Genomic DNA, 22,505 nt, shown 5'->3' on the forward strand with positions numbered 1-22,505 from the left:
GAGCGGGACGCTCAGACCTCGTAGACCGCGCCGGCCTTCGCCACCTCGACCGGGCCGTCGTAGACCTCGCGGGCGTGTTCGAGGGCGATCCGCGGGTCGGTCCACGGCGGGATGTGGGTGAGCACCAGGCGCCCGGCGCCCGCCCGGTCCGCGTACTGGCCGGCCTCGCGGCCGTTGAGGTGCAGATCGGGGATGTCCTCCTTGCCGTACGTGAAGGAGGACTCGCACAGGAAGAGGTCGGTGCCCTCGGTGAGGGTCTGCAGCGCGTCGCAGGGACCGGTGTCACCCGAATAGGTGATGGCGCGACCGGCGTGCTCGACACGGAAGCCGTACGCCTCGACGGGGTGGCTGACGACGTCCGCCGTGATGGTGAAGGGGCCGAGGCGGAAGGTGCCGGGTTCGAGGGTACGGAAGTCGAAGACCTCGCTCATGCACTTCTCGTCGGGCACGTCCCCGTACGCGCCGGCCAGCCGCCGCTCGGTGCCCTCGGGCCCGTAGACGGGGATGGCGTGGGCGGGACCGCCCTCGTGCCGGTAGTAGCGGGCGACGAAGTACACGCACATGTCGATGCAGTGGTCGGCGTGCAGATGGCTGAGCAGGATGGCGTCGAGGTCGTAGAGACCGCAGTGGCGCTGCAGCTCGCCGAGGGCACCGTTGCCCATGTCGAGGAGCAGCCTGAAGCCGTCGGCCTCGATGAGGTAGCTCGAGCAGGCCGATTCCGCGGACGGGAACGAACCCGAGCAGCCGACGACGGTGAGCTTCATGTGCAGAAACCTCCGTGGATTGTTCCGGGGGTCTTGCGGTGGCGCGCCACGACGCCCCCGCTCCGCAGGGGGAGGGGGGAGGGGCGGGAGCGACCCGCCATGTGCCTTGAGCGTAAGGCGCACGGCGTGCGCCTGCTCCTCCGCTGAGCCCCGTTGTGGGCGGAATCACCAGTACGGCGCCCTCGTCGCCGGAAGTCCGACGGGTCGAGGGCGCCGTGGGGGGAGGGTCAGGCCCAGAGCTGGCCGTGCAGGGCGGCGACGGCCGCCTCGGTCGACTCGGCGGTGTAGATTCCGGTCGACAGGTACTTCCAGCCGCCGTCGGCGACGACGAACACGATGTCGGCGTGTTCTCCGGCGCGTTCGGCCTTGCGGGCCACGCCGAGGGCGGCGTGCAGGGCGGCTCCGGTGGAGACGCCCGCGAAGATGCCCTCCTGCTGGAGCAGTTCGCGGGTGCGGCGGACGGCGTCCTCGGAGCCGACGGAGAAGCGGGTGGTGAGGACGGACTCGTCGTAGAGCTCGGGGATGAAACCCTCGTCGAGGTTGCGCAGTCCGTAGACGAGGTCGTCGTAGCGGGGCTCGGCGGCGACGATCCGCACGCCGGGGACCTTCTCGCGCAGGTAGCGGCCGACGCCCATGAGGGTGCCGGTGGTGCCGAGTCCGGCGACGAAATGGGTGACGGAGGGGAGGTCGGCGAGGATCTCGGGACCGGTGCCGGCGTAGTGGGCGCCGGCGTTGTCCGGGTTGCCGTACTGGTAGAGCATCACCCAGTCGGGGTGCTCGGCGGCGAGTTCCTTGGCGACGCGGACGGCGGTGTTGGAGCCGCCCGCGGCCGGGGAGGGGATGATCTCGGCGCCCCACATCGTGAGCAGCTCGCGCCGCTCGGACGAGGTGTTCTCGGGCATGACGCAGACCATGCGGTAGCCCTTGAGCCTGGCCGCCATGGCGAGGGAGATGCCGGTGTTGCCGGAGGTGGGTTCCAGGATGGTGCAGCCGGGGGTGAGGCGCCCGGCGCGCTCGGCCTGCTCGATCATGTGCAGGGCCGGGCGGTCCTTGACGGAGCCTGTGGGGTTGCGGTCCTCCAGCTTGGCCCAGACGGAGACCTCGGCGGACGGGGACAGGCGCGGCAGCCGTACCAGCGGGGTGTTGCCGACGGCTGCCAGCGGGCTGTCGTACCGCATCAGCGCCCGCCGACGCGGTCGGCCGGCAGGCCGCTGCCGCCCGCGACGGCCGGGAGGATGGTGACGCTGTCGCCGTCGGTGAGCTTGGTGGCGATGCCGTCGAGGAAGCGGACGTCCTCGTCGTTGAGGTAGACGTTCACGAAGCGCCGCAGTTCGCCCGCGTCGACGATCCGCTCGCGGATGCCGGCGTGGCGGATGTCGAGGTCGGCGAGGAGTTCGTCGAGGGTGCTGCCGCTGCCTTCGACGGCCTTGGCGCCGCCGGTGTAGGTGCGGAGGATGGTCGGGATGCGGACCTCGATGGCCATGCGTCGGCTCCAAGGGGTGCGTGAGTACGGCGGGAAGGCGGGGATGCGCGGGCTGGCGGTGCTCAGGCGCACGGACATGCCGCGCTGGCGAGGCGGCACAGGTCGACGTGCAGCCGCGCCACGAGCAGCGTGCCCGGCGCCTTGTCGCTCACGTCGAGGGAAACCATGGGGTCATCGTATCGATTCCCCCGGGGCTCCAGAGATGGGCGTCCCACGATACGGACCGTGACGTCTCAGATGTAGGAGTCGACGATCTCGACGGGCTCCTCGGTGACCTCGCCGTCCAGGATGCGGAACGAGCGGAACTGGAAGGGGCCGGCGTCGTCGGTGTCGGCGGTGGAGACCAGCACGTAGTGGGCGCCGGGCTCGTTGGCGTAGGAGATGTCGGTGCGCGAGGGGTAGGCCTCGGTGGCGGTGTGGGAGTGGTAGATGACCACCGGCTCCTCGTCGCGGTCGTCGAGTTCGCGGTAGAGCCTCAGCAGGTCGGTGGAGTCGAACTCGTAGAACGTGGGCGAGCGGGCCGCGTTGAGCATCGGGATGTGCCGTTCGGGCCGGCCGGCGCCGGCCGGTCCCGCGATCACTCCGCAGGCCTCGTCCGGGTGGTCGGCGCGCGCGTGGGCGACGAGTGCGTCGTGCAGGGCACGGGTGATGGTCAGCATGGTCGTCAGGATAAAGGGGTGCGCGTTCGGGCCCCGGTGCGAGGGCGGCGGCCGCCGTACGGGGGTGTACGGCGGCCGCCGGCTCGGACGGGGTCCCCCGGGGCTATCCCCGGGCGGGGGCCGCGGCGGCGTCGCCGGGGGTGCGGCGCCTGAGGACCAGGTAGCCGGTGCAGAGCACGGCGGACCAGACGAGCCACACGTACAGGCCGAGGCGGGTGTCGGCGTCGGTCGCCATCAGGACGACGACGGACAGCAGCGCCACGATGGCGATCCAGTTGGTGACCGGTGCGCCCGGCATGCGGAAGTCGGAGGCGGGCAGCAGGCCGGCGCGGACCTTGGCGCGGTAGCGCAGGTGCGCGGCGAGGATCATGATCCAGGTCCACAGGCCGGCGCAGGTCGCGACGGAGGTGATGTAGACGAACGCCTTGCCCGGGGAGACGACGTTGACGATCACCCCGACGCCCATGACGAGGGTGGACATGACCAGGGCGGGCAGCGGGAGTTGCCGGTCGCTGAGTTTCGCCACGGCCTTGGGGGCCTCGCCGTTGACGGCCAGGCCGCGCAGCATGCGGCCGGTGGAGTAGATGCCGGAGTTGCAGGAGGACAGGGCGGCGGTGAGGACCACGAAGTTCATGATCCCGGCGGCGCCGGGGATGCCGACCTGGACGAAGACCTGGACGAAGGGGCTGACGCCCGGGGTGTACCTGGTCCAGGAGAAGACCGACAGCAGGACGATCAGCGTGCCGACGTAGAAGACGCCGATGCGGACCGGGAGCGTGTTGATCGCCTTGCGCAGGGTCTGCTTGGGGTTCTCCGCCTCGCCGGCGGTGATGCCGACGAGTTCGACGCCGAGGTAGGCGAAGATCACGCCCTGCATGGCGAGCATGGCCTGCCAGGCGCCGCTGGGGGCGAAGCCGCCGTCGGCCCACAGGTGGGTGACGGAGGCGGTGTCGCCGGCGGAGGAGAAGCCGAAGGTCAGGATGCCGACACCGATGACGATCATCGCGATGATCGCGGTGACCTTGATCGTGGAGAACCAGAACTCCAGCTCGCCGAAGATCTTGACGGAGACGAGGTTGGCGACGAACAGCACCACGAGGGCGGCCGCGGCGGTGGACCAGACCGGGACCGACGGCCACCAGAAGTTGATGTAGGCGCCCGCGACGGTGACCTCGGACATGCAGGCGGTGACCCACAGGGCCCAGTACGACCAGCCCGTGGCGAAGCCCGCGAACGGCCCGAAGAACTCGCGGGCGTAGTCGGCGAAGCTGCCGGAGGTGGGGCGGTAGGTGAGGAGCTCGCCGAGGGCCCGCATGATGAAGAAGATGACGATGCCGGCGCCCGCGTAGCAGGCGATCAGGCTGGGCCCGATGGCGGCGATGCCGGTGCTGGAGCCGTAGAACAGGCCGGTGCCGATGGCGCCGCCGATCGCGATCATCTGGACCTGACGGGCGCTGAGTCCGCGCTTGTAGCCCTCTTCCGGCGCGGTCCCCGTGGCGCCGCCGCCGGATTCGTACTGCTCGACCTGCGTCGAGGTCATGGTGCTGTGCCTTTCTCCATGCCCGTCCGGCCGTGACGGCCCGGATCGGGTTCCGATCCCCCCGGATGGTGGAGGTGCACGCCGGGGTCAGCCGGCCACGCGACCGACCGCGACAGGGGTGGCGTCACGGCCGGTGGTCGAGGATTCGTATCACGGGGTGTGCGCCGGGCACGCAGCGCAAATGTGGCACACGGCACAAGGAGAGGCAGACAAAAGGTGCGCCGAATGGGAATGCGGTCGGGTGGGGTGATGTGATCGTTATCCGGAATTGAGCGTCGTCTGAGCGAACGGACGCCCTCGCGGATCACGGCATGAGGGTCTCCACGAGGCTCTCCTGGAGCGCTCCGAGCCAGAGGTAGGCCATGACGAGCGGCTTGCGCGGGTCGGAGTCCGGCAGCCGGTACAGCTCGCTGTCCTCGTCGTCGCTGACCTCGAGGCGGGTCCCCATGGTCAGCCGCAGGTCGTTGAGGGTGCCGAGCCACTGGCGCGCCTGCGCGGTGTCGAGGGTCAGCACCGCTCCCCCGTCGCCGCCGGGGGTGAGCGCGTCGAGGCTGCGGACGACGGCGAGGGCGTCGTCGCGCTTGCGGGCGCGCAGGTCGATCTCGGTGTAGCGGCGGAAGTCCGAGGAGTCCGCCTCCTCCTCGTAGGCGTCCGGGAACAGCCGCGCGAGCGCCGGGTCCTGCGGGGGTTGGGTGGGGCCCTCGGCGAACAGTTCGGCCAGCGGGTCGGCCGGCTCGGCGCCGCCGGCGGGTTCGCCGGGGCCGATCAGTTCCAGGAGCTGCACGGCCAGGCTGCGCAGGATGGAGATCTCGACCTCGTCGAGCGCGACGGCGGCGCCGCCTGCGGCAGCGGTCTGGAAGTACCCGGGCATGTCTGTATCAGCCGTCCCTCAGGGGCTCGGTGGTCTCGGTGGTCTCGCGGCCTCAGCGGTCCTGCGTCAGAGTGGCCCACAGCCCGTAACCGTGCATGGCCTGCACGTCGCGCTCCATCTCCTCGCGCGTGCCGCTGGACACCACGGCACGGCCCTTGTGGTGCACGTCGAGCATGAGCTTGGTGGCCTTGTCCTTCGGGTAGCCGAAGTACGCCTGGAAGACATAGGTCACGTAGCTCATCAGATTGACCGGGTCGTTGTGGACGACAGTCACCCAGGGAACGTCCGGTGACGGCGCCTCGAAGGGGGCCTCGCGCGACTCGGTCCGTTCGATCTCTGCGGGGGCGACACTCACGTGACCCATGCTGTCACCAGACGGTGCCCGCAGGGAAACCGGCCCCCGAGAAATCGTCACTCTGACGAGAGTTGGGGGTAGCATCCTCAGACATGAGCACTGCAGACCTGGGGCTGCCCGTCATGGTCCCCTCCACCGCGCTGTTCACCGACCGGTACGAGCTGACGATGCTGCAGGCCGCGCTGCGCAGCGGCGCCGCCCACCGCCGTTCGGTGTTCGAGGTGTTCACCCGCCGGCTGCCCGAGGGGCGACGGTACGGGGTCGTGTGCGGCACCGGCCGGGTGCTGGACGCGGTGGAGAACTTCCGCTTCGACAACCGCATCCTGTCCTTCCTGGAGCGGGAGCGCGTGGTGGACGGTCCCACCCTGGAGTGGCTGGCCGACTACCGCTTCCGCGGCGACATCCTCGGCTATCCCGAGGGGGAGGTGTACTTCCCCGGTTCGCCGATCATGCGGATCGAGGGAACCTTCGCCGAGGCGGTGCTGCTGGAGACGGTGGTGCTGTCGATCCTCAACCACGACTCGGCGATCGCGGCCGCCGCCTCCCGGATGGCCGTGGCCGCGGCGGGCCGGCCGCTGATGGAGATGGGTGCCCGCCGCACCCACGAGCTGGCCGCGGTGGCGGCCTCCCGCGCCGCCTACGTCGGTGGCTTCGCCTCCTCCAGCAACCTGGCCGCCGGGTTCCGCTACGGCCTGCCGACCATCGGCACCAGCGCGCACGCCTTCACCCTGCTCCACGACGACGAGCGGGACGCCTTCACCGCCCAGGTCGAGTCGCTCGGCCGCGGCACCACCCTGCTGGTCGACACCTTCGACGTGGCGTCGGCCGTCCGCGCCGCCGTGGAGATCGCCGGACCGGAGCTCGGGGCGGTGCGCATCGACTCCGGGGACCTGCTGCTGCTCGCCCACCGGGTCCGGCAGCAGCTGGACGACCTGGGGGCGAAGAACACCCGGATCGTGGTGACCTCCGACCTGGACGAGTACGCGATCGCCTCACTGGCCGCGGCGCCGGTCGACGCGTACGGGGTCGGCACCTCCCTGGTGACCGGCAGCGGGCAGCCGACCTGCTCGATGGTCTACAAGCTGGTCGCCCGCGCCACCTCCGACGACCCCGACGCGCCGCTGGTGCCGGTCGCCAAGAAGTCCATGGGCGGCAAGACCAGCATCGGGGGGCGCAAGTGGGCGGCCCGGCGGCTGGACGCCGACGGGGTCGCCGAGGCCGAGGTGATCGGCACCGGGCCGGTGCCGGGGCCGCTGGCGGACCGGCAGCTGCTGGTGCCGCTGGTGCTGGGCGGCGACACCGTGCACCGGGAGCCGCTGGACGCCGCCCGCACCCGCCACATCGAGACCCGCGCCGGACTGCCGCTGTCCGCGACCCAGCTGTCGCGCGGCGAGCCGGTGCTGCACACCGAGTACATCACCCACTGACCCGCGGCGGCGTCCGCCGTCGCGGGGCGCCGCTCACCGCGGTCGCCAAGCGACATCGACGGGAAAGGACCGAAGGCCATGCACCGCGCACTGATCGTCGTGGACGTGCAGAACGACTTCTGCGAGGGCGGCAGCCTGGCGGTCGCCGGCGGCGCCGAGGTCGCCGCCGCCATCACCGACCTCGTCGGGGACGCCGCGGCCGGCTACCGGCACGTCGTGGCCACCCGCGACCACCACGTCTCCCCCGGCGGCCACTTCGCCGAGCGCCCCGACTTCGTCCACACCTGGCCGCGGCACTGCGTCGCGGGCACCGAGGGGGTCGGTTTCCACCCCAACTTCGCGCCGGCGGTCGCCTCCGGCGCGGTGGAGGCGGTCTTCGACAAGGGCGCGTACGCGGGTGCGTACAGCGGTTTCGAGGGCGCCGACGAGAACGGCACCGGGCTGGCCCAGTGGCTGCGCGAACGCCACGTGGCCGAGGTCGACGTGGTCGGCATCGCCACCGACCACTGCGTACGGGCGACCGCGCTGGACGCCGTGCGGGAGGGCTTCCGCACCCGGGTGCTGCTCGACCTGACCGCCGGTGTCATGGCGGCGACGACCGAGCGGGCGCTGGAGGAGCTGCGCGCGGCCGGCGCCGAACTGTCCGGGGAGCCGGTCGTCCGCGAACAGGCCTGACACCCGGGACTCCCCGGGTTCAGCGGCGGACGGTCGGGCCCAGCAGTGCCGCGATCGACTGCCAGGCGGCGGCGGGGGCCGAGGGGATGCGGCGCCAGACGAGGCCGTCGGGGTGGTGGAGGACGGCGTTGATCTCGTCGGACGTCGGGGGCTCCATGTTGCCGACGAGGCGGGCGGTGCGAAAGCCCAGGTTGCGCAGGCGGGTCAGCGCGCGCTGCCGGTTGACCGCGACGACGAGGACCCTTATGTACTCGTCCGGGGCCCCGCCGGGCGAGGGCAACCTGAGGGCCACGACGACGACGCCGCTGGGAAGCCTGGTGAAACCGCCGCTGGCCATACGCACATGGTGAGCGGATCGGCCCCCGTCCACCAGGGGACGGGGGCCGATCAGGTCACTTCGGGTGGCGCGTGATCACTTCTTGGAGGGGCTGACCAGGAGGGTGACGGTGCTGCCGTCCTTGGCCTCGTGAAGGATCGTGATGCGCGTGTTGGTCGGGGAGACCTTCACGCTGCCGGTGGGGTTCGCCGACGACCAGTAGGAGTTCTTGTCGTCGAAGACCGAGACACCCGGCTGGCTCGCGATCTTGGTGGCGACACCGTTCTTGTGCAGGGTGATCGCGTCGGTGCCGGCCTTGGTGAACGTGGAGTCGTAGGCCTGGATGCGGTTGCGCATGACCGTGCCGTCCGACCACTTCAGCGCCTTGGGGTGGGCGTCGATCGGGAGGATCCGGCCGGAACCGGCGTGCTCGCTGACGTTGTTGTCGTCCTGCGAGGTGTCCCACAGCCAGATCAGCAGGCCGTTCTGGTACGCGTAGTGCTCGACCCAGTTGTCCTTGGGGGCGGCCCAGCCGAAGTTGTACGGGCCGACCTTCAGGGTCTTGTCGTAGGAGACGTACTGCCGGTTCTCCGCGATGTAGTACTGCGCGTAGTCCTCGGAGAACGTGGCGCCCTTGGCCGAGAAGCCCTTCGCGGTCCAGCCGTTGTCACCGGACTCGGCGCCGTCGCTGAACACGGTCGCGCCGTCGGCGGTCAGGGTGATCGCGTCGGCGAGGAAGCCCTTCTGGGCCACGCCGCCGTCGGACTGGTAGCGGAAGCGCAGCTTGACCGACTGGCCCGCGTACGCGTCCAGCGGGAGCACCATGTCCTGGTAGGAGGCCGCGGTGCCGGTCAGGGCGGGCTTGTCGCTGGCGTCGCGCGGGAGCGGGGCGCCGCCGATGGTGCCGTCGAGGGCGGTCCAGGTGGAGCCGCCGTCGGTGGATACCTCGGTGTAGAGGTAGTCGTAGTTCTCCTCGATGTCGTACCAGCCCTTGAGGGACAGGCTCGCCGAGGTCTTTCCGGTGAGGTCGACGTCGCGGGTGAGCGTGTTGCTCAGGTCGTTGCCCTTGCCGCTCCACCACTGCTTCGCGCCCTCGGCCGGGGCCGCCAGCGCGGTGGTCACGGTCTTCTTCGGGAGCGTGACGACCAGGCCCTGCTTCTTCGCGGTGTTGTACTCCGCGACACCCAGGGTGGTGGCCGAGATCTTGCCGGCCTTGGCGGTGGCGTAGTTCAGCCAGCCCAGCTGCAGCTTGTCCCAGGCCGTCATGTCGCCGGGCAGGTCGCCGATGGCGTCCTTGCCGGTGCCCAGCCACGAACCGGACGACATCAGCGTCCAGAAGCCCGTGGAGTTCTCGGCGGTGTTGGTGGTGTCGTAGTGGTCCGGCAGACCGAGGTCGTGGCCGTACTCGTGGGCGAAGACGCCGAGGCCGCCGTTCTCCGGCTGGACGGTGTAGTCGCCGACCCAGACGCCGGTGTCGCCGATCTGGGTGCCGCCGAGCAGGTTGCCCTGGGGGCCGGTGGCGCCGGCGTCGGTGCCGAAGGCGTACCAGCGGTGGGCCCAGATCGCGTCCTCGCCCTGGGCGCCGCCGCCGGCGGACTCGTCCTCGCCGGCGTGCACGATCTGGAAGTGGTCGATGTAGCCGTCGGACTCGTTGAAGTTGCCGTCGCCGTCGTAGTCGTAGCGGTCCCACTGGTCGTACTCGGCCAGCTTCGCCTTGATCGTGGCGGGGCTGTCACCGGCGGCCTCGCGCGCGGCGACCCACTTGTTCACGGCGTCCGCGACGAGGTTCCAGGTGCAGGTGTCGCACTTGTTGCTGCCGTACCGGGCCTCGTTCCAGTCGACCTTGACCCAGTCGGCGACCTCGCCGGCGACCGAGTAGCGGCCGGAGGACTGCCTCTCGTAGTACTTGGCCATGGACTCCGTGTCCTTGGCCTTCGAGAAGTACATGTCCTGGAAGTGCTGCCGGTTGTAGTCGGCCTGCCACTCCGTGCTGTTGTCCGTGCGCGGGTCGGGCTTGGCTATCTCGTTGTGCGCGGGACCGGGCGTGCCGCCGTACGCGGAGTCGGTCTTGGTGCCGAACTCCGCGAGGATCACGAAGATCTTGTCGGTCTTCTCGCGCGCGAGCTCGACGTACTTGTTCTTGCCCAGCTTGACCACGTCCGAGGAGCCGCGCTCCTCGACCTTGGACTTGCCGGTGATGACCTGCTCGATCGCCTGCTGGCGCTGAGCCGCCTGACGCTCGCTCAGCGGGCCCTTCAGATCGTGCTCGACACGCTCCGCCTTGGCCGGGTCGTGGCGCACGACGCGATCGGCCTGCGAGTCGGCCTGGGCTGCCGCGACGGGGAAGGCGGTGGCGCCTATCGCGGCGATCGCCACGGCCAGAGCGGCGGATCTGATGGTCCGTCGTTGGCTTTTCACGATGTAATGACCTCCCTAGGGTGAAGCCATTGCACCGGAGTGACGCGGGAAAAGACAGATCTTGACTTGGCCATGACCGACAAGTACGGTGAGCGACCGGTCCGTTGCACATAGCGGACACTGCGGCCTGAGCAAGTACCTTTTGCCGCGTCATCGTTGGGCCCGGGAAGATCGCGATGCGACCCCGTGCGCCCCCCGTGCTTCCGCACCGTGGGTTAGGTCACGCTTACCAGGCGTTCCGTACGGGCATCTCGCACCGTAGGGTCGGTGGTTGGCGTGCCGCGTCCGAACCACCGGAAGACGGCCCTGGCCGACGCTCCGCCACAACCGACGCATATGAGGACGGATCAGCCATGCCACGTCCCACCCCCGCCCAGCTGACCTACGGTTCCGCGACCGTGGTGCTCTCCACGCTCGCGATGCTGCTGCTCTCCGAGGCGAGATCGGGCGTCGCGGTGGCGGTCATCGCCGCGGCGGGACTGGCGCTCGGCGTCCTGGTCGCCGTGACGGCGGCGATCCCGGCCGGCACGCGCCGCACGAAGAGCGAACTTCCCGTCGAGCGGCACCCGGTCCCGCGCCCCCGCGTCCGCGGCGCCGCCGAGGCGCGGCTGGGCGAGCACTCGCTGCGGCGCTGAGCGCCGCACCCCGGAACACACCGACGGCCCCGGAGCGTCCGCTCCGGGGCCGTCGTGTGTTCGACGTGCGCGTCAGACCTTGACGACGACGGTCTTGGCCGCCTTGTCGTGCAGCGCCTGCTGGTACGGCTTGTCCCACAGCGGCCACAGCACATTCAGCAGCCAGAACAGGAAGCCGACACAGAAGCCGGTCAGGATGCCCGGAAGAACGTAGATCGCAGACCGAGTCCAACCCGCGCTGCCGGGAACACTGCCGTCAGCAAGCCGTGCCACCCGGATCTTCATGGCCATCTTGCCCGGCGTCTGCCCGCTGCGGGAGAGCAGCACGCCCTCCAGCACGAAGTATGCGCCCCAACCGACCAGACCCCCCGCAATCTGGCTGCCCATGCTCAGCGATCCAGGGTCACTCATCCAGTCTCGCGGGTAGAACAGCAGCCCGGCGACAACGAGGAAGACAAAAAGGATCACCGTGTCGATCAGCCGAGCCACGAACCGCTGGCCGGTACTGGCCAGCGGGGGCATGCCCGCCAGGGCCGGGTCCACGGGCATCTGGCCGTAGCCGGGCCCCTGCTGCGGATAGGCGTAGGGCTGCTGCTGCGGGAACGGCTGCTGGTCGTAAGGGTTCTGGCCCTGGGGCTGCTGCTGCCCGTACGGCTGCTGGCCGTACGGGTTCTGATCCCCCGAGCCGCCCTGCGGGTAACCGTAGCCAGGCGGTTGATTCGAACTCATGGGGTGAGTAAATCAGCCGGGCATGACGGCGCATAGACGAAGATGGTCACGGCCCTGCGACGATCACCCCACAGTGTGCCTTACTCCACCGAAACCACCACGGTTTGCCCCGCTTTGTCGTGTAGGCACTGGCGGTACGGCTTGTCCCAGGTGCACCAGAGGACCTCGATGATCCAGAAGATCTCACCGCAGCACGGGATGATCGGGACCAGCGAGTAGACCGACTCCCGCTTCAGTGCCGCCGGGGTCGTCGGGTTGGTGCCGTCGGTGAGCATGCCGACGCGCACCCTGAGGAGCTTCTTGCCGAGGCTCTGCCCGTACCGGGTGAGCATGAACACCTGGTAGGCCAGGTAGATCACGGCGTAGATCACGCCCTGGGAGAACAGCGCGCCCGTGGCGTTGTAGTCGTAGTTCCAGATCAGCCCGGTGAGGCCGTAGACCGGGATGCCGATGATCAGCCCGTCGACGATGCGCGCGACCAGCCGGCGCCCCCGGTTCGCCAACGGGGGCATCCCCGCCAAGGGGTCGGGCTCGCCCGCCCCGTAGGGGCCGCTCGCGTACGGGTCGCCCGGGTACGGACCGCTCGCGTACGGGTCGCCGCCGCCGTAGCCCGGGGGCGGCCGGTCGTAGGGCGAACCGCCGGGCGGGTACGGCTGCCCGCCGGGCGGGGGCTGCTGACCCGGTGGCTGCCCGCCGGGCGGCGGTGACTGCCCGGCCGGCGGCTGCGCGGGCCCGGACGGCTCCCGGGGCGGCTTGGCGAACGGGTCCTCGGGCTGGTCGGTGCTCATGCCCCGAGTGAAACCCGGACGATTCGGCCGCGCCTCCGGCGGGGGCCGTTCGGGTGTCAGCGCTCGCGGGCCACGAAGGTGCGCGCCGCCTTGTCGTGCCAGCACTGCCGCCACGGCCTGTCGAAGAGGCACCACATCAGCCCGAGGACGCCGATCACGAGCGCGTCCAGCACCGTGTGGGTGAGCCAGCGGCGCAGTGCCTGACCGAAGCCGGGCTCGTACTGGCTCTCGATGTCCAGCACGCGCAGGCGGAGCAGCTTCTTGCCCAGGGTGCGGCCCCACTTGGCGGTGGGCAGGACCTCGTACAGCAGTCCGGTGACGAGCACGACGGCCGCCACGATGCCCAGTTGCACCCCTGTCGTGCCGTCGAGCAGCCAGACCGTCACCTCCTCGCCGGTCAGCCGGGCGGCGTCCACCTTGTCGCGCAGGTGCTCGTACGCCGCCGTACCCAGCGGCACCGCGGCCGCCGCGACGAGCGCGCCCATGACGACGGTGTCGATCAGCCGGGCCGCCAGCCGCTTGCCCGGCGAGGCGGGACGCGCCTGCTCCTGCGCGGAGGCGAAGGGGTCGTCGGCGACCGGCCGCCACGGAGCGGGCGCGGCGCCCTCCCCGCCCTGCGACGGGACCTGACGGGCCAGGTCGTGCACCTGCTGCGCCCACGGGACGGGCGCGGACGGCTGCCCGGGCACGGCGCTCTCGGTCGGCGCGGACGCGGTGGCCGCGGCCGCCGGCGCGGTGACCGCCCGGGCGGGAGCGGGGGCCGGCGAGGGGGCGGGGGTCTGTGCCGGGGCCGGCGAGGGGGCGGGGACCGCGGCCTGCGCCGGTGCGGGGGCCGCGGCCTGCGCCGGTGCGGCGGGCTGCCCCGCGCGCTCGGGGGTGCCCCATGACACGCGGGGAGAGGGGTCCTGCCGGGCAGGGTCGGCGGCCCACGCCCGCTCCGGGGCGGGCTCCGCACGGAACTCCTGACGGGGCTGCTCCGCGGGACGCGGCTGCTGCGCCTGCTGCGGTCGGTCCTGCTGCGCCTGCGGCCCGGTGACGGTCTCGGGTCCGCGCTCGGCCCGCGGCGCCAGCGGGTCCTCGTCCAGGAACATCGGCCCCGACTCCTCCAGCGCCGGGGTCCGCGGTGTCGCGGCCGCCTCCGGGGCCTCCGGCACGGGGGGCGCGGGCGGCGGCGCCAGCGCGGGCCCGGCGGCGGCCACGGCGGCACCGGACGGCGGCGCGAGGTCCTCCCCGGGCTGCGGTGCGGGACGGCTCGTGCCGGGCACCCACGAGGAGCCGTTCCAGTACCGGATGTAGCCCGGGATGGACGGGTCCGGGTAGTACCCGGGACCGGGCAGACTCCCGCCGCTGCTACCGGAGGTCATCCGTGACAACTCCCCTCACGACCGACACGCTCGACCAGCCCGCCGTCCCCCGGCGTGCAAGGAGGACACTAACGAAGAACGCGTCGGGCGGACGAAAGAAACGATCCATGGGCGAGGATCGGCATTCCGGGGCAAATCCCGGCTACCGAACCGATACGCTTCCGAACTGACACCGCCTCGGACGGACGGGGACGTGCGCGCCGCGGAGCCGTGGGCGCGGCGGGGGCGGGAACGGGAAGGGGAGGACCGTCGCACGACCGGACGCACCCCAGTCGGGGCGGACGGCGACGTTCCGTGTGTACCGCATCCATCTCGCGTGTGCCGGGCCTTCGGTGAAAGTCCTCCCGATCCCCGGAACCCGCGTAATGGTGAAGGCCGTATGCGCTCTCTCCCGGTGCGGGCCCCACGCAGCACCCGCCGCGCAGCACCACCAGGGGCCTTCGCGCCGAGGAAAGGACGACGAGATGCACACCGTGGTCGAACGCGAGCTGGAGATGCACCTGGTGCTGTCGCCCGAGCGCAGCGTCGCCGTCCCGGCCAGGCTGGTCTACCGGGCCGAGGATCCCTTCGCCGTGCACATCACCTTCCACATCGGCTCCAACTGCCCCGTCAACTGGACCTTCGCCCGGGAGTTGCTGGTCGAGGGCGTGTTCCGGCCGAGCGGGCACGGTGACGTGCGGATCTGGCCGACCAAGACGGACGGGCGGAGCGTGCTCTGCATGGCCCTCAGCTCGCCGGACGGCACCGCCCTGCTGGAGGCGTCCTCGCACCCGGTGGCGGCGTGGCTGGAGCGCACGCTGCGGGCGGTTCCGCCGGGGACGGAGCTGGACCACCTGTCGATGGACGAGCGGCTGGACGAACTGCTGGCCCCGGCCGCCGGCGAGGGCGCGCGCGACGAGCGCCGCACGCGCGAGACCTGGCACGGCTCCGACGAGCCGCCGGACGCCTGAGGCGACGGCCCGCGGGGCCCGGCGACCGGAGCCGGGGCTCAGAACACCTTGCCCGGGTTGAGGATGCCGAGCGGGTCGAAGACGGCCTTGATGCCGCGCTGCATCTCCACGCCCACCGGGCCGAGTTCGCGCGCCAGCCACTCCTTCTTCAGGACCCCCACGCCGTGCTCCCCGGTGATCGTGCCGCCCAGTTCCAGGCCGAGCGCCATGATCTCGTCGAAGGACTCGCGGGCCCGTCCGGACTCCTCGGGGTCGGCGGCGTCGAAGCACACCACGGGGTGGGTGTTGCCGTCCCCGGCGTGCGCGCACACCCCGATCGTCAGATCGTGCTTGCGGGCGATCGCCGCGACCCCGTCGAGCATCGCGGCGAGCCTGCCGCGCGGCACGCACACGTCGTCGATCATCGTGGCGCTGGAGACCCGCTCCAGTGCGGGCAGCGCCATCCGCCGTGCCTGCAGCAGCATTTCGGACTCCGCCGCGTCCTCGGCGGGCACCACCTGCGTCGCCCCGGCGGCGGTGCACAGCTCCCCCACGGCGGCCAGGTCGGCGGCCGGGCCGGGGGTGTCGAAGGCCGCGAGCAGCAGCGCCTCGGTGGACTCGGGCAGTCCCATGCTGGTCATCTCGTTGACCGCGCGCACGGTGGTGCCGTCCATCAGTTCCAGCAGCGAGGGCACATGGCCGCCGGCCATGATGTCGCAGACCGCCGCGCAGGCCGCCTCGGCCGAGCCGAACTCCGCCACCAGCGCGAGCTGCGCGGGCGGCGCGGGCTTGAGCGCCAGCACGGCACGCACCACGATGCCGAGGCTGCCCTCGGAGCCGACGAACAGCCGGGTCAGGTCGTAGCCGGCGACGCCCTTGGCGGTGCGGCGGCCGGTGCGCAGCAGCCGCCCGTCGGCCAGGACGACCTCCAGGCCGAGCACGTACTCGGCGGTGACCCCGTACTTGACGCAGCACAGGCCGCCGGAGCCGGTGCCGATGTTGCCGCCGATGGTGCACTGCTCCCAGCTGGAGGGGTCCGGCGGGTAGTACAGGCCCCGCTCGGCGACGGCTCGGGACAGGGCGGCGTTGACGACGCCCGGCTCGACGACGGCGACGCGGTCGACGGGGTCGATCTCCAGGATGCGGTCCATCTTGGTCAGGGAGAGCACGATGCAGCCGTCGGAGGCGTTGGCGGCGCCCGACAGGCCGGTACGGGCCCCTTGCGGCACGACGGGCACCCGCAGCGCCGTGGCGGTCCGCATGACGTGCCGGACCTGCTCCACGGTGCGCGGCAGGACGACCACCGCGGGCGCTCCTGCCGGGCAGAAGCTGGCCATGTCGTTGGCGTAGGAGGCGGTGACGTCGGGATCGGCGAGGATGGCCTCGTCGGGGAGTCCGGCGCGCAGCCGGTCGATGAGATCGCCCATGGGTCCAGCTTCGCACCGCGCCGCCGCCCGGGGAAGATCACGTCACCGCGCGGCTCGCGGCGTTCTGAGTATCCGTACGGATGGTGGAGCGGGCGCGGCGCGGCGAGGATGACCGCCGTGACGGACACGACGGACACCGGGGGCACGGCGCGGGCGCGGCGGCGTGGGCGCAGGATCGCCGTGCGCTGCGTGTGGGCGGTCGTGCTGCTCGCCCCGCCGGTGGTGCTGTGGGTGATGGGCGCGGCGGACGCGGCGCAGCACAAGAGCCCCACGGACTGGGTGGGCAACCACCGGGCCAAGGTGGCGCTGGAGAACGCCGCCCTGCTGATCGCGGGCCTGCCGGCGGCGGGTGCGGTGGCCGGCGCGCTCGCCGGGGCTCTGCGGCGGCCGCCGCGCACGGGGCTGTGGGCCGCGACGGGGGCGGTGCTGGGCGCGCTGGCGCTGTGGGCCTTCGGGGCCTGGACGGTGGTGACGGCCCTCCGGAACTTCCGGATCGTCTTCTGACGCGCGGCCGGCACCGGTCCACGCCCCTCCCCCGTGGAGGCATGGTCCGGCGCCGGAGTCCGCGGCGGTGGCGATCAGAGGTTGCCGCGACGCTCCTGCTCGCGCTCGATCGCTTCGAAGAGCGCCTTGAAGTTGCCCTTGCCGAAGCCCATCGAACCGTGTCGCTCGATCATTTCGAAGAAGACGGTCGGGCGATCCTGGACAGGCTTGGTGAAGATCTGCAGCAGGTAGCCGTCTTCGTCCCGGTCTGCCAGGATCTTCAACTCGCGCAGGGTGTCGATCGGGACACGGGTGTCGCCGACCCACTCGCCGAGGGTGTCGTAGTAGGAGTCGGGGGTGTCGAGGAACTCGACTCCCGCGGCGCGCATGGCGCGGACCGAGGCGACGATGTCGTTGGTGGCGAGGGCGATGTGCTGGACGCCCGGGCCGCCGTAGAACTCCAGGTACTCGTCGATCTGGGACTTCTTCTTGGCGATCGCGGGCTCGTTGATGGGGAACTTGACCTTCAGCGTGCCGTCCGCGACGACCTTGGACATCAGGGCCGAGTACTCGGTGGCGATGTCGTCACCGACGAACTCCTTCATGTTGGTGAAGCCCATGACGCGGTTGTAGAAGGTCACCCAGTCGTTCATCCTGCCGAGTTCGACGTTGCCGACGCAGTGGTCGATCGCCTGGAAGAACCGCTTGGCCGGCGGCTCCACGATCGGCTCGGCGGCGACGTAGCCGGGCAGGTAGGGGCCCTTGTAGGCACCGCGCTCGACCAGGGTGTGGCGGGTCTGGCCGTAGGTGGCGATGGCGGCCAGCACGACGGTGCCGTACTCGTCACCGGCCTCGTGGGGCTCCTCCAGGCCGGTGGCGCCGTGCGCGAGGGCGTAGTCGTAGGCGGCGCGGACGTCCGGCACCTCCAGGGCCAGGTCCACGACGCCGTCGCCGTGGGCGGCGACGTGCTCCTCCAGGAAGCGGCCGTGGTCGGTGGCGGCCCTGACGACGGAGGTGAAGACGAAGCGGGCGCTTCCGGACTCCAGGACGTAGGACGCGGTCTCGCGGCTGCCGTTCTCCGGTCCGGAGTAGGCCACGCGCTTCATGCCGAACGCCGTCGAGTAGTAGTGGGCGGCCTGCTTGGCGTTGCCCACCGCGAAGACGACCGCGTCCATCCCCTTGACCGGGAACGGGTCCGCGTCGCCGGGGGTCGGGGAAGTGTGATCCAGGGTCTCAGTCATGGCAGCAGCCTCGCCCGGCACCTCAAGGTGCGCAATAGTTTCCTGATCGACTGGGCACTCTGTACAGCGATACCGCGAAAACAGGCGGCATTCTGTACACGGTGACCACCGTCACAGGAGGGACTGGGGTGCCATGGGGATCGACCGGCTGGACGGACGGCTGATCAAGCTGCTCGCCGAGGAGCCGCGCATCGGCGTGCTGGAGGCCTCGCGCCGCCTGGGGGTGGCGCGCGGGACGGTGCAGGCACGGCTGGACCGGCTTCAGGCCAATGGGGTGATCCGCGGCTTCGGTCCGCAGGTGGACCCGGCCGCGCTGGGCTACCCGGTGACGGCCTTCGCGACGCTGGAGATCAAGCAGGGACAAGGACAGGACGTGCGCGCGCACTTGGCGGGCGTCCCGGAGGTGCTGGAGCTGCACACCACGACCGGGCAGGGGGACATGCTGTGCCGGCTGGTGGCCCGCTCGAACGCCGATCTCCAACGTGTGATCGACCGGGTTGTGGGCTTTGATGGCATCGTGCGGGCCTCCACGGCGATCGTCATGGAGAACCCGGTCCCGTTGCGGATCATCCCGCTGGTCGGACAGGCGGCACAGGACGCGGACACATAGCCGAGGGACGGCAGGGGTGATGCCGGGTGAGCTTCTGGGAGTACCTCGCCAGCCGGCACGAGCAGTTGCTGATCGACACGTACCAGCAGGCCAGCCTGGTCTTCCAGTGCATGGTGCTGGCGACCGCGGTCGGGGTGGCGATCGGGGTGCTCTCCTACCGGCGCGACTGGGCCGCCGCGCTGGCCGTCACCTCCACCGCGACGGTCCTCACCATCCCCTCCCTGGCCCTGATCGGCCTGCTCATCCCGTGGCTCGGGCTCGGTGTTCCCCCGACCGTGACGGCGCTGACGCTGTACGGGCTGCTGCCGGTGGTCCGCAACGCGATCGTGGGGCTGCGCGGGGTGGACCCGGCGCTGGTCGACGCGGCCCGCGGCATCGGCATGTCCCGGACGGCGGCCCTGGCGCGGGTCGAGCTGCCGCTGGCGTGGCCCCCGATCCTGACCGGCATCCGGGTCGCGACGCAGATGCTCATGGGCATCGCGGCGATCGCGGCGTACGCCTCCGGGCCGGGGCTCGGCAACGAGATCTTCCGCGGGATCGCCTCGCTGGGCAGCGCCAACGCGCTCAACCAGGTGCTCGCCGGGACGATCGGCATCGTCGTCCTGGCGCTGCTCTTCGACGCCTGCTACGTGCTGCTCGGGCAGCTCACCATCCCCCGGGGGATCCGTGGCTGAGGCGTCGGGCGCGACCATCGAACTGGAGCAGCTGACCAAGCGCTACCCCGGCAGCGCGGAGCCGGCCGTGGACGGCGTGAGCATGGAGATCGGGGCCGGCGAGACGGTGATCTTCGTCGGGCCCTCCGGGTGCGGGAAGTCGACCACGCTGAAGATGATCAACCGGCTGATCGAGCCGACCTCGGGCCGCATCCGCATCGGCGGCGAGGACGTCACCGACATGGACCCGGTCAGGCTGCGCCGCCGGATCGGCTACGCGATCCAGTCCTCCGGGCTGTTCCCGCACATGACGGTGGCCGAGAACATCGCCCTCGTCCCCCGGATGGTGGGCTGGTCCAAGGCGCGGGTCCGGGACCGCGTCGAGGAGATGCTGGACCTGGTGGGGCTGGACCCGCGGGAGTTCCGGGGCCGCTACCCGCGCCAGTTGTCGGGCGGTCAGCAGCAGCGGGTCGGGGTGGCACGGGCGCTGGCGGCCGACCCCCCGGTGCTGCTGATGGACGAGCCCTTCGGCGCCGTCGACCCGATCACCCGTGACCACCTCCAGGACGAACTGATCAGGCTGCAGCACGAACTGCACAAGACGATCGTCTTCGTCACCCATGACTTCGACGAGGCGATCAAGCTCGGGGACCGCATCGCGGTGCTGCGGGAGCGCTCGCACATCGCCCAGTTCGACACTCCCGAGGCGATCCTGACCAATCCGGCCGACGACTTCGTCTCCGGTTTCGTGGGCGCCGGGGCCGCGCTGAAGCGGCTCAACCTGACCCGGGTACGGGACGTGGGGGTCGCCGACTTCCCGACGGTGCGCCTGGACGACCCGCTGCAGTCGATCTTCGACCGGCTGCGGGAGGCGACCACGACCAACGAACTGCTGCTGCTCGACCGCAGGGGCCGCCCCTACAAGTGGCTGCGGCGCGGCGACCTGATGCGCGCCAAGGGCTCGCTCGCCCGCGCCGGGACGCTGGTGGGCGACACCGTGACCCGGGACGCGACCCTGCGGGACGCCCTGGAGGCGGTCCTCACCGACAGCAGTGGACGGGTCGCGGTGACCGGCCGGCGCGGTGAGTTCACCGGGGTGGTGGACATGGAGACGCTGCTCAACTCGGTGCACGAACTGCTGGAGGAGGACCGGCTGGCGGCCCTGGAGCACCGGCACGACCTGGAGGAGTCGCGCGCGCCGCAGACCAGGGCCGAGCAGGAGGGCTCCGACCACGAACCGGGGGAGCGGGCATGAGCACCGGCGCCGGACCGCCGGGCGGGACGGGCGGGACGGGCGACCCCGGCGGTCCCGCGGCGGCTCCCGGGGCCGGGCACGTCCCGGCCGGCCCGGAGGAGCCCGCGGACGGCGGGGGCCCCGGCGACCGGCCCGCCGCGGGGCCGCCCTCCGGAGCACCGGTACGGCGGCTGACCTGGCGGCGGTTGCTGGTCACCCCGGTCGCGCTCGCCCTCGTCCTGCTCGCCACCTACCTGTGGATCACCGGCATCACCCTCGACTCCATCGCCGAGAACGCCCTTGTCGGCGACACCGTCCGGGTGCGGCTGTGGCAGCACGTCAAGCTCACCGCGATCTCGACGTTCTGGGTGCTGGTCATCGCCGTCCCGCTCGGCGTCGCGCTGACCCGGCGGCGGCTGCGTCCGGCCGCGCCGGTGGTCACGGCGATCGCCAACATCGGGCAGGCCACGCCCGCCATCGGGATGCTGGCGCTGCTGGTCGTCTGGCTGGGCATCGGACCCGGTACGGCGCTGGTCGGCATGGTGGTCTACGCGGTGCTGCCGGTGCTGTCCAACACCATGGCGGGACTGCGGGCCATCGACCCCACCCTGATCGAGGCCTCGCGCGGCATCGGGATGTCGGCGGCCGGGACGCTGTCGCGGATCGAACTGCCGCTGGCCGTACCGCTGATCCTGGCGGGCGTGCGGACCGCGCTCGTGCTGAACGTGGGCACCGCCACACTCGCCACCTTCGTCGGCGGCGGCGGGCTCGGCGACGTCATCACCACCGGGATCGTCACGCAGCGGATGCCGGTGCTCGTGCTGGGTTCGGTGCTCACCGTGGTGCTGGCCCTGCTGGTGGACTGGCTGGCGTCGCTGGCCGAGCAGTTGCTGCGTCCGCACGGCCTGGAGACGGGCTGATGCGCCGCCGGGCCCTGGCGGCGGGCCTCCTCGTGCTGCTCGCCTGCGCGGCGGGCTGCGGGCTCAAGAGCGGCAGCCCGCTCGTCGGCGACGTACGCCCCGGCTCCCTCGGGCAGGGCCTGCCGCTGAAGGGCGCCTCGCTCACGGTGACGTCCAAGAGCTTCAGCGAGCAGATCATCCTGGGCTCGATGATCGGCCTGGTCTTCAAGGCGGCCGGCGCCGAAGTGCTGGACCGCACCAACATCCAGGGCTCCATCGGCGCGCGTGAGGCGATCAAGTCCGGTGCGGCGGACGCCATGTACGAGTACACGGGCACCGCCTGGATCACCTATCTGGGCAACGACGAGCCCATCGCCGACCCGGCGCAGCAGTGGCGGGCCGTCCGCGACGCCGACCGCCGCAACGGCATCATCTGGCTGCGGCCGTCCACCCTGGACAACACCTACGCCCTGGCCGTCAGCCCGGAGAAGAACCGCCCGTACGGGCTGCGGACGCTGTCCGACGTGGCCGCCCTGTCGAGGAAGGACCCCAAGGCCGTCACCCTCTGCGTGGAGAACGAGTTCGCCTCGCGGGACGACGGCCTGCCCGGCATGGCGAAGGCGTACGGCATGGACCTGCCCTCCTCCGCCATCCGCAAGATGGACACCGGGATCATCTACACCCAGATCGCCAAGCCGGGTTCCTGCCTGCTGGGCGAGGTCTACACGACCGACGGCCGGATCGCCTCCCTCGGCCTGGAGGTGATGGAGGACGACAAGCACTTCTTCCCGAACTACGACGCCGCCCCCGTCGTCAACAGCGAGGCGCTGAAGCGGTGGCCGGCCATCCGCGGACTGCTCGACCCGCTGTCCGCGAAGCTGACCACCGAGGTCGGCCGGGAACTCAACGCGAAGGTGGACGTGAAGGGCGAGGACCCGCACGAGGTCGCCAAGGAGTGGCTGGTCAAGGAGGGCTTCATCACGGAGGGCTGAGTGGCGCGGGGGT

The 22,505-nt window shown here is 71.4% G+C and carries 25 protein-coding genes; 10 read left to right on the forward strand and 15 right to left on the reverse strand.

Going from position 1 to position 22,505, the window contains the following annotated elements:
* Positions 1-11: 11 nt before the first annotated feature.
* From PV342_RS14790 to clpS, 8 genes are all read right to left on the reverse strand, one after another.
* Positions 12-764 (reverse strand): MBL fold metallo-hydrolase, encoded by a 753-nt coding sequence (locus PV342_RS14790; RefSeq protein ID WP_018564029.1) that lies wholly within the window; start codon positions 762-764, stop codon positions 12-14.
* A gap of 227 nt (positions 765-991) precedes the next feature.
* Complete coding sequence (locus tag PV342_RS14795) at positions 992-1,942, reverse strand: PLP-dependent cysteine synthase family protein (protein ID WP_386990850.1); 951 nt, start codon at positions 1,940-1,942, stop codon at positions 992-994.
* Complete coding sequence (locus tag PV342_RS14800) at positions 1,942-2,247, reverse strand: MoaD/ThiS family protein (protein WP_386990849.1); 306 nt, start codon at positions 2,245-2,247, stop codon at positions 1,942-1,944. Before PV342_RS14800 ends, PV342_RS14795 begins: the two co-directional genes overlap by 1 nt.
* 62 nt (positions 2,248-2,309) lie before the next feature.
* Positions 2,310-2,414: a putative leader peptide gene (locus PV342_RS14805; protein ID WP_322975702.1), complete on the reverse strand. Its 105-nt coding sequence runs from the start codon at positions 2,412-2,414 to the stop codon at positions 2,310-2,312.
* Positions 2,415-2,480: 66 nt separating this feature from the next.
* Positions 2,481-2,906, reverse strand: coding sequence for a M67 family metallopeptidase (locus tag PV342_RS14810; RefSeq protein ID WP_018564033.1), 426 nt, complete (start codon positions 2,904-2,906; stop codon positions 2,481-2,483).
* A 103-nt stretch (positions 2,907-3,009) separates the two neighbouring features.
* Complete coding sequence (locus PV342_RS14815; protein WP_386990847.1) at positions 3,010-4,446, reverse strand: amino acid permease; 1,437 nt, start codon at positions 4,444-4,446, stop codon at positions 3,010-3,012.
* Positions 4,447-4,750: 304 nt separating this feature from the next.
* Positions 4,751-5,317 (reverse strand): DUF2017 domain-containing protein, encoded by a 567-nt coding sequence (locus PV342_RS14820; RefSeq protein ID WP_400805521.1) that lies wholly within the window; start codon positions 5,315-5,317, stop codon positions 4,751-4,753.
* A 52-nt stretch (positions 5,318-5,369) separates the two neighbouring features.
* Positions 5,370-5,681 carry an ATP-dependent Clp protease adapter ClpS gene (clpS, locus tag PV342_RS14825; protein ID WP_018564036.1) on the reverse strand — a complete coding sequence of 104 codons (312 nt, stop codon included), beginning with the start codon at positions 5,679-5,681 and terminating at the stop codon, positions 5,370-5,372.
* 83 nt (positions 5,682-5,764) lie between these two features.
* On the opposite strand from clpS, the gene PV342_RS14830 reads away from it, so the two are divergent.
* Both PV342_RS14830 and PV342_RS14835 read left to right on the forward strand, forming a co-directional pair.
* Positions 5,765-7,099: a nicotinate phosphoribosyltransferase gene (locus PV342_RS14830; RefSeq protein ID WP_500317401.1), complete on the forward strand. Its 1,335-nt coding sequence runs from the start codon at positions 5,765-5,767 to the stop codon at positions 7,097-7,099.
* A gap of 78 nt (positions 7,100-7,177) precedes the next feature.
* The gene (locus tag PV342_RS14835) at positions 7,178-7,774 is read left to right on the forward strand and encodes an isochorismatase family protein (RefSeq protein ID WP_329187658.1); all 597 of its coding nucleotides are present in this window, start codon (positions 7,178-7,180) and stop codon (positions 7,772-7,774) included.
* A gap of 19 nt (positions 7,775-7,793) precedes the next feature.
* Here the strand turns inward: PV342_RS14835 and PV342_RS14840 are convergent, their stop codons facing one another.
* Positions 7,794-8,111 (reverse strand): hypothetical protein, encoded by a 318-nt coding sequence (locus PV342_RS14840; protein WP_329187657.1) that lies wholly within the window; start codon positions 8,109-8,111, stop codon positions 7,794-7,796.
* Positions 8,112-8,186: 75 nt separating this feature from the next.
* A complete protein-coding gene (locus tag PV342_RS14845; RefSeq protein ID WP_500317404.1) occupies positions 8,187-10,508 on the reverse strand; it encodes an immune inhibitor A domain-containing protein in 2,322 nt (773 codons plus the stop codon).
* Positions 10,509-10,861: 353 nt separating this feature from the next.
* On the opposite strand from PV342_RS14845, the gene PV342_RS14850 reads away from it, so the two are divergent.
* Positions 10,862-11,143 (forward strand): hypothetical protein, encoded by a 282-nt coding sequence (locus PV342_RS14850; RefSeq protein ID WP_433420367.1) that lies wholly within the window; start codon positions 10,862-10,864, stop codon positions 11,141-11,143.
* A gap of 72 nt (positions 11,144-11,215) precedes the next feature.
* Here PV342_RS14850 and PV342_RS14855 read toward each other — a convergent pair whose 3' ends face one another.
* From PV342_RS14855 to PV342_RS14865, 3 genes are all read right to left on the reverse strand, one after another.
* Positions 11,216-11,872, reverse strand: coding sequence for an RDD family protein (locus tag PV342_RS14855; RefSeq protein WP_386990837.1), 657 nt, complete (start codon positions 11,870-11,872; stop codon positions 11,216-11,218).
* An 80-nt stretch (positions 11,873-11,952) separates the two neighbouring features.
* Positions 11,953-12,660, reverse strand: coding sequence for an RDD family protein (locus PV342_RS14860; RefSeq protein ID WP_500317405.1), 708 nt, complete (start codon positions 12,658-12,660; stop codon positions 11,953-11,955).
* A 56-nt stretch (positions 12,661-12,716) separates the two neighbouring features.
* Entirely contained in the window at positions 12,717-14,024 is a 1,308-nt protein-coding gene (locus PV342_RS14865; protein WP_500317406.1) for an RDD family protein, read from the reverse strand.
* Between the two features lie 464 nt (positions 14,025-14,488).
* Here PV342_RS14865 and PV342_RS14870 point away from each other — a divergent pair, with 464 nt between their 5' ends.
* Positions 14,489-14,974, forward strand: coding sequence for an SsgA family sporulation/cell division regulator (locus PV342_RS14870; protein ID WP_400805534.1), 486 nt, complete (start codon positions 14,489-14,491; stop codon positions 14,972-14,974).
* A gap of 38 nt (positions 14,975-15,012) precedes the next feature.
* On the opposite strand, the gene PV342_RS14875 is transcribed toward PV342_RS14870, so the two are convergent.
* Positions 15,013-16,380, reverse strand: a complete 1,368-nt coding sequence (locus tag PV342_RS14875) for an FAD-binding oxidoreductase (RefSeq protein ID WP_386990829.1) — start codon at positions 16,378-16,380, stop codon at positions 15,013-15,015.
* A gap of 117 nt (positions 16,381-16,497) precedes the next feature.
* Between PV342_RS14875 and PV342_RS14880 the strand changes: the two genes are divergently transcribed.
* On the forward strand, positions 16,498-16,884 hold the full coding sequence (locus PV342_RS14880; RefSeq protein WP_400805536.1) for a hypothetical protein: 387 nt from the start codon (positions 16,498-16,500) through the stop codon (positions 16,882-16,884).
* Positions 16,885-16,958: 74 nt separating this feature from the next.
* Here the strand turns inward: PV342_RS14880 and hppD are convergent, their stop codons facing one another.
* The gene (hppD, locus tag PV342_RS14885; protein WP_326575744.1) at positions 16,959-18,104 is read right to left on the reverse strand and encodes a 4-hydroxyphenylpyruvate dioxygenase; all 1,146 of its coding nucleotides are present in this window, start codon (positions 18,102-18,104) and stop codon (positions 16,959-16,961) included.
* Between the two features lie 133 nt (positions 18,105-18,237).
* Between hppD and PV342_RS14890 the strand changes: the two genes are divergently transcribed.
* Genes PV342_RS14890 through PV342_RS14910 form a run of 5 tightly spaced genes read left to right on the forward strand, consistent with a single transcriptional unit; the run spans position 18,238 to position 22,492 of the window.
* Positions 18,238-18,714: an Lrp/AsnC family transcriptional regulator gene (locus tag PV342_RS14890; protein ID WP_329187643.1), complete on the forward strand. Its 477-nt coding sequence runs from the start codon at positions 18,238-18,240 to the stop codon at positions 18,712-18,714.
* 26 nt (positions 18,715-18,740) lie between these two features.
* Positions 18,741-19,388 carry an ABC transporter permease gene (locus PV342_RS14895; protein WP_500317409.1) on the forward strand — a complete coding sequence of 216 codons (648 nt, stop codon included), beginning with the start codon at positions 18,741-18,743 and terminating at the stop codon, positions 19,386-19,388.
* Positions 19,381-20,622, forward strand: coding sequence for a betaine/proline/choline family ABC transporter ATP-binding protein (locus tag PV342_RS14900; protein ID WP_400805539.1), 1,242 nt, complete (start codon positions 19,381-19,383; stop codon positions 20,620-20,622). Before PV342_RS14895 ends, PV342_RS14900 begins: the two co-directional genes overlap by 8 nt.
* Entirely contained in the window at positions 20,619-21,521 is a 903-nt protein-coding gene (locus tag PV342_RS14905; RefSeq protein WP_400805540.1) for an ABC transporter permease, read from the forward strand. The genes PV342_RS14900 and PV342_RS14905 overlap by 4 nt, the downstream gene beginning before the upstream one ends.
* Positions 21,521-22,492, forward strand: a complete 972-nt coding sequence (locus PV342_RS14910) for a glycine betaine ABC transporter substrate-binding protein (RefSeq protein WP_500317412.1) — start codon at positions 21,521-21,523, stop codon at positions 22,490-22,492. The genes PV342_RS14905 and PV342_RS14910 overlap by 1 nt, the downstream gene beginning before the upstream one ends.
* Positions 22,493-22,505 lie beyond the last annotated feature (13 nt).

Source organism: Streptomyces sp. PA03-3a, from assembly GCF_033792735.1.
In the GTDB taxonomy this organism is placed as follows: domain Bacteria; phylum Actinomycetota; class Actinomycetes; order Streptomycetales; family Streptomycetaceae; genus Actinacidiphila.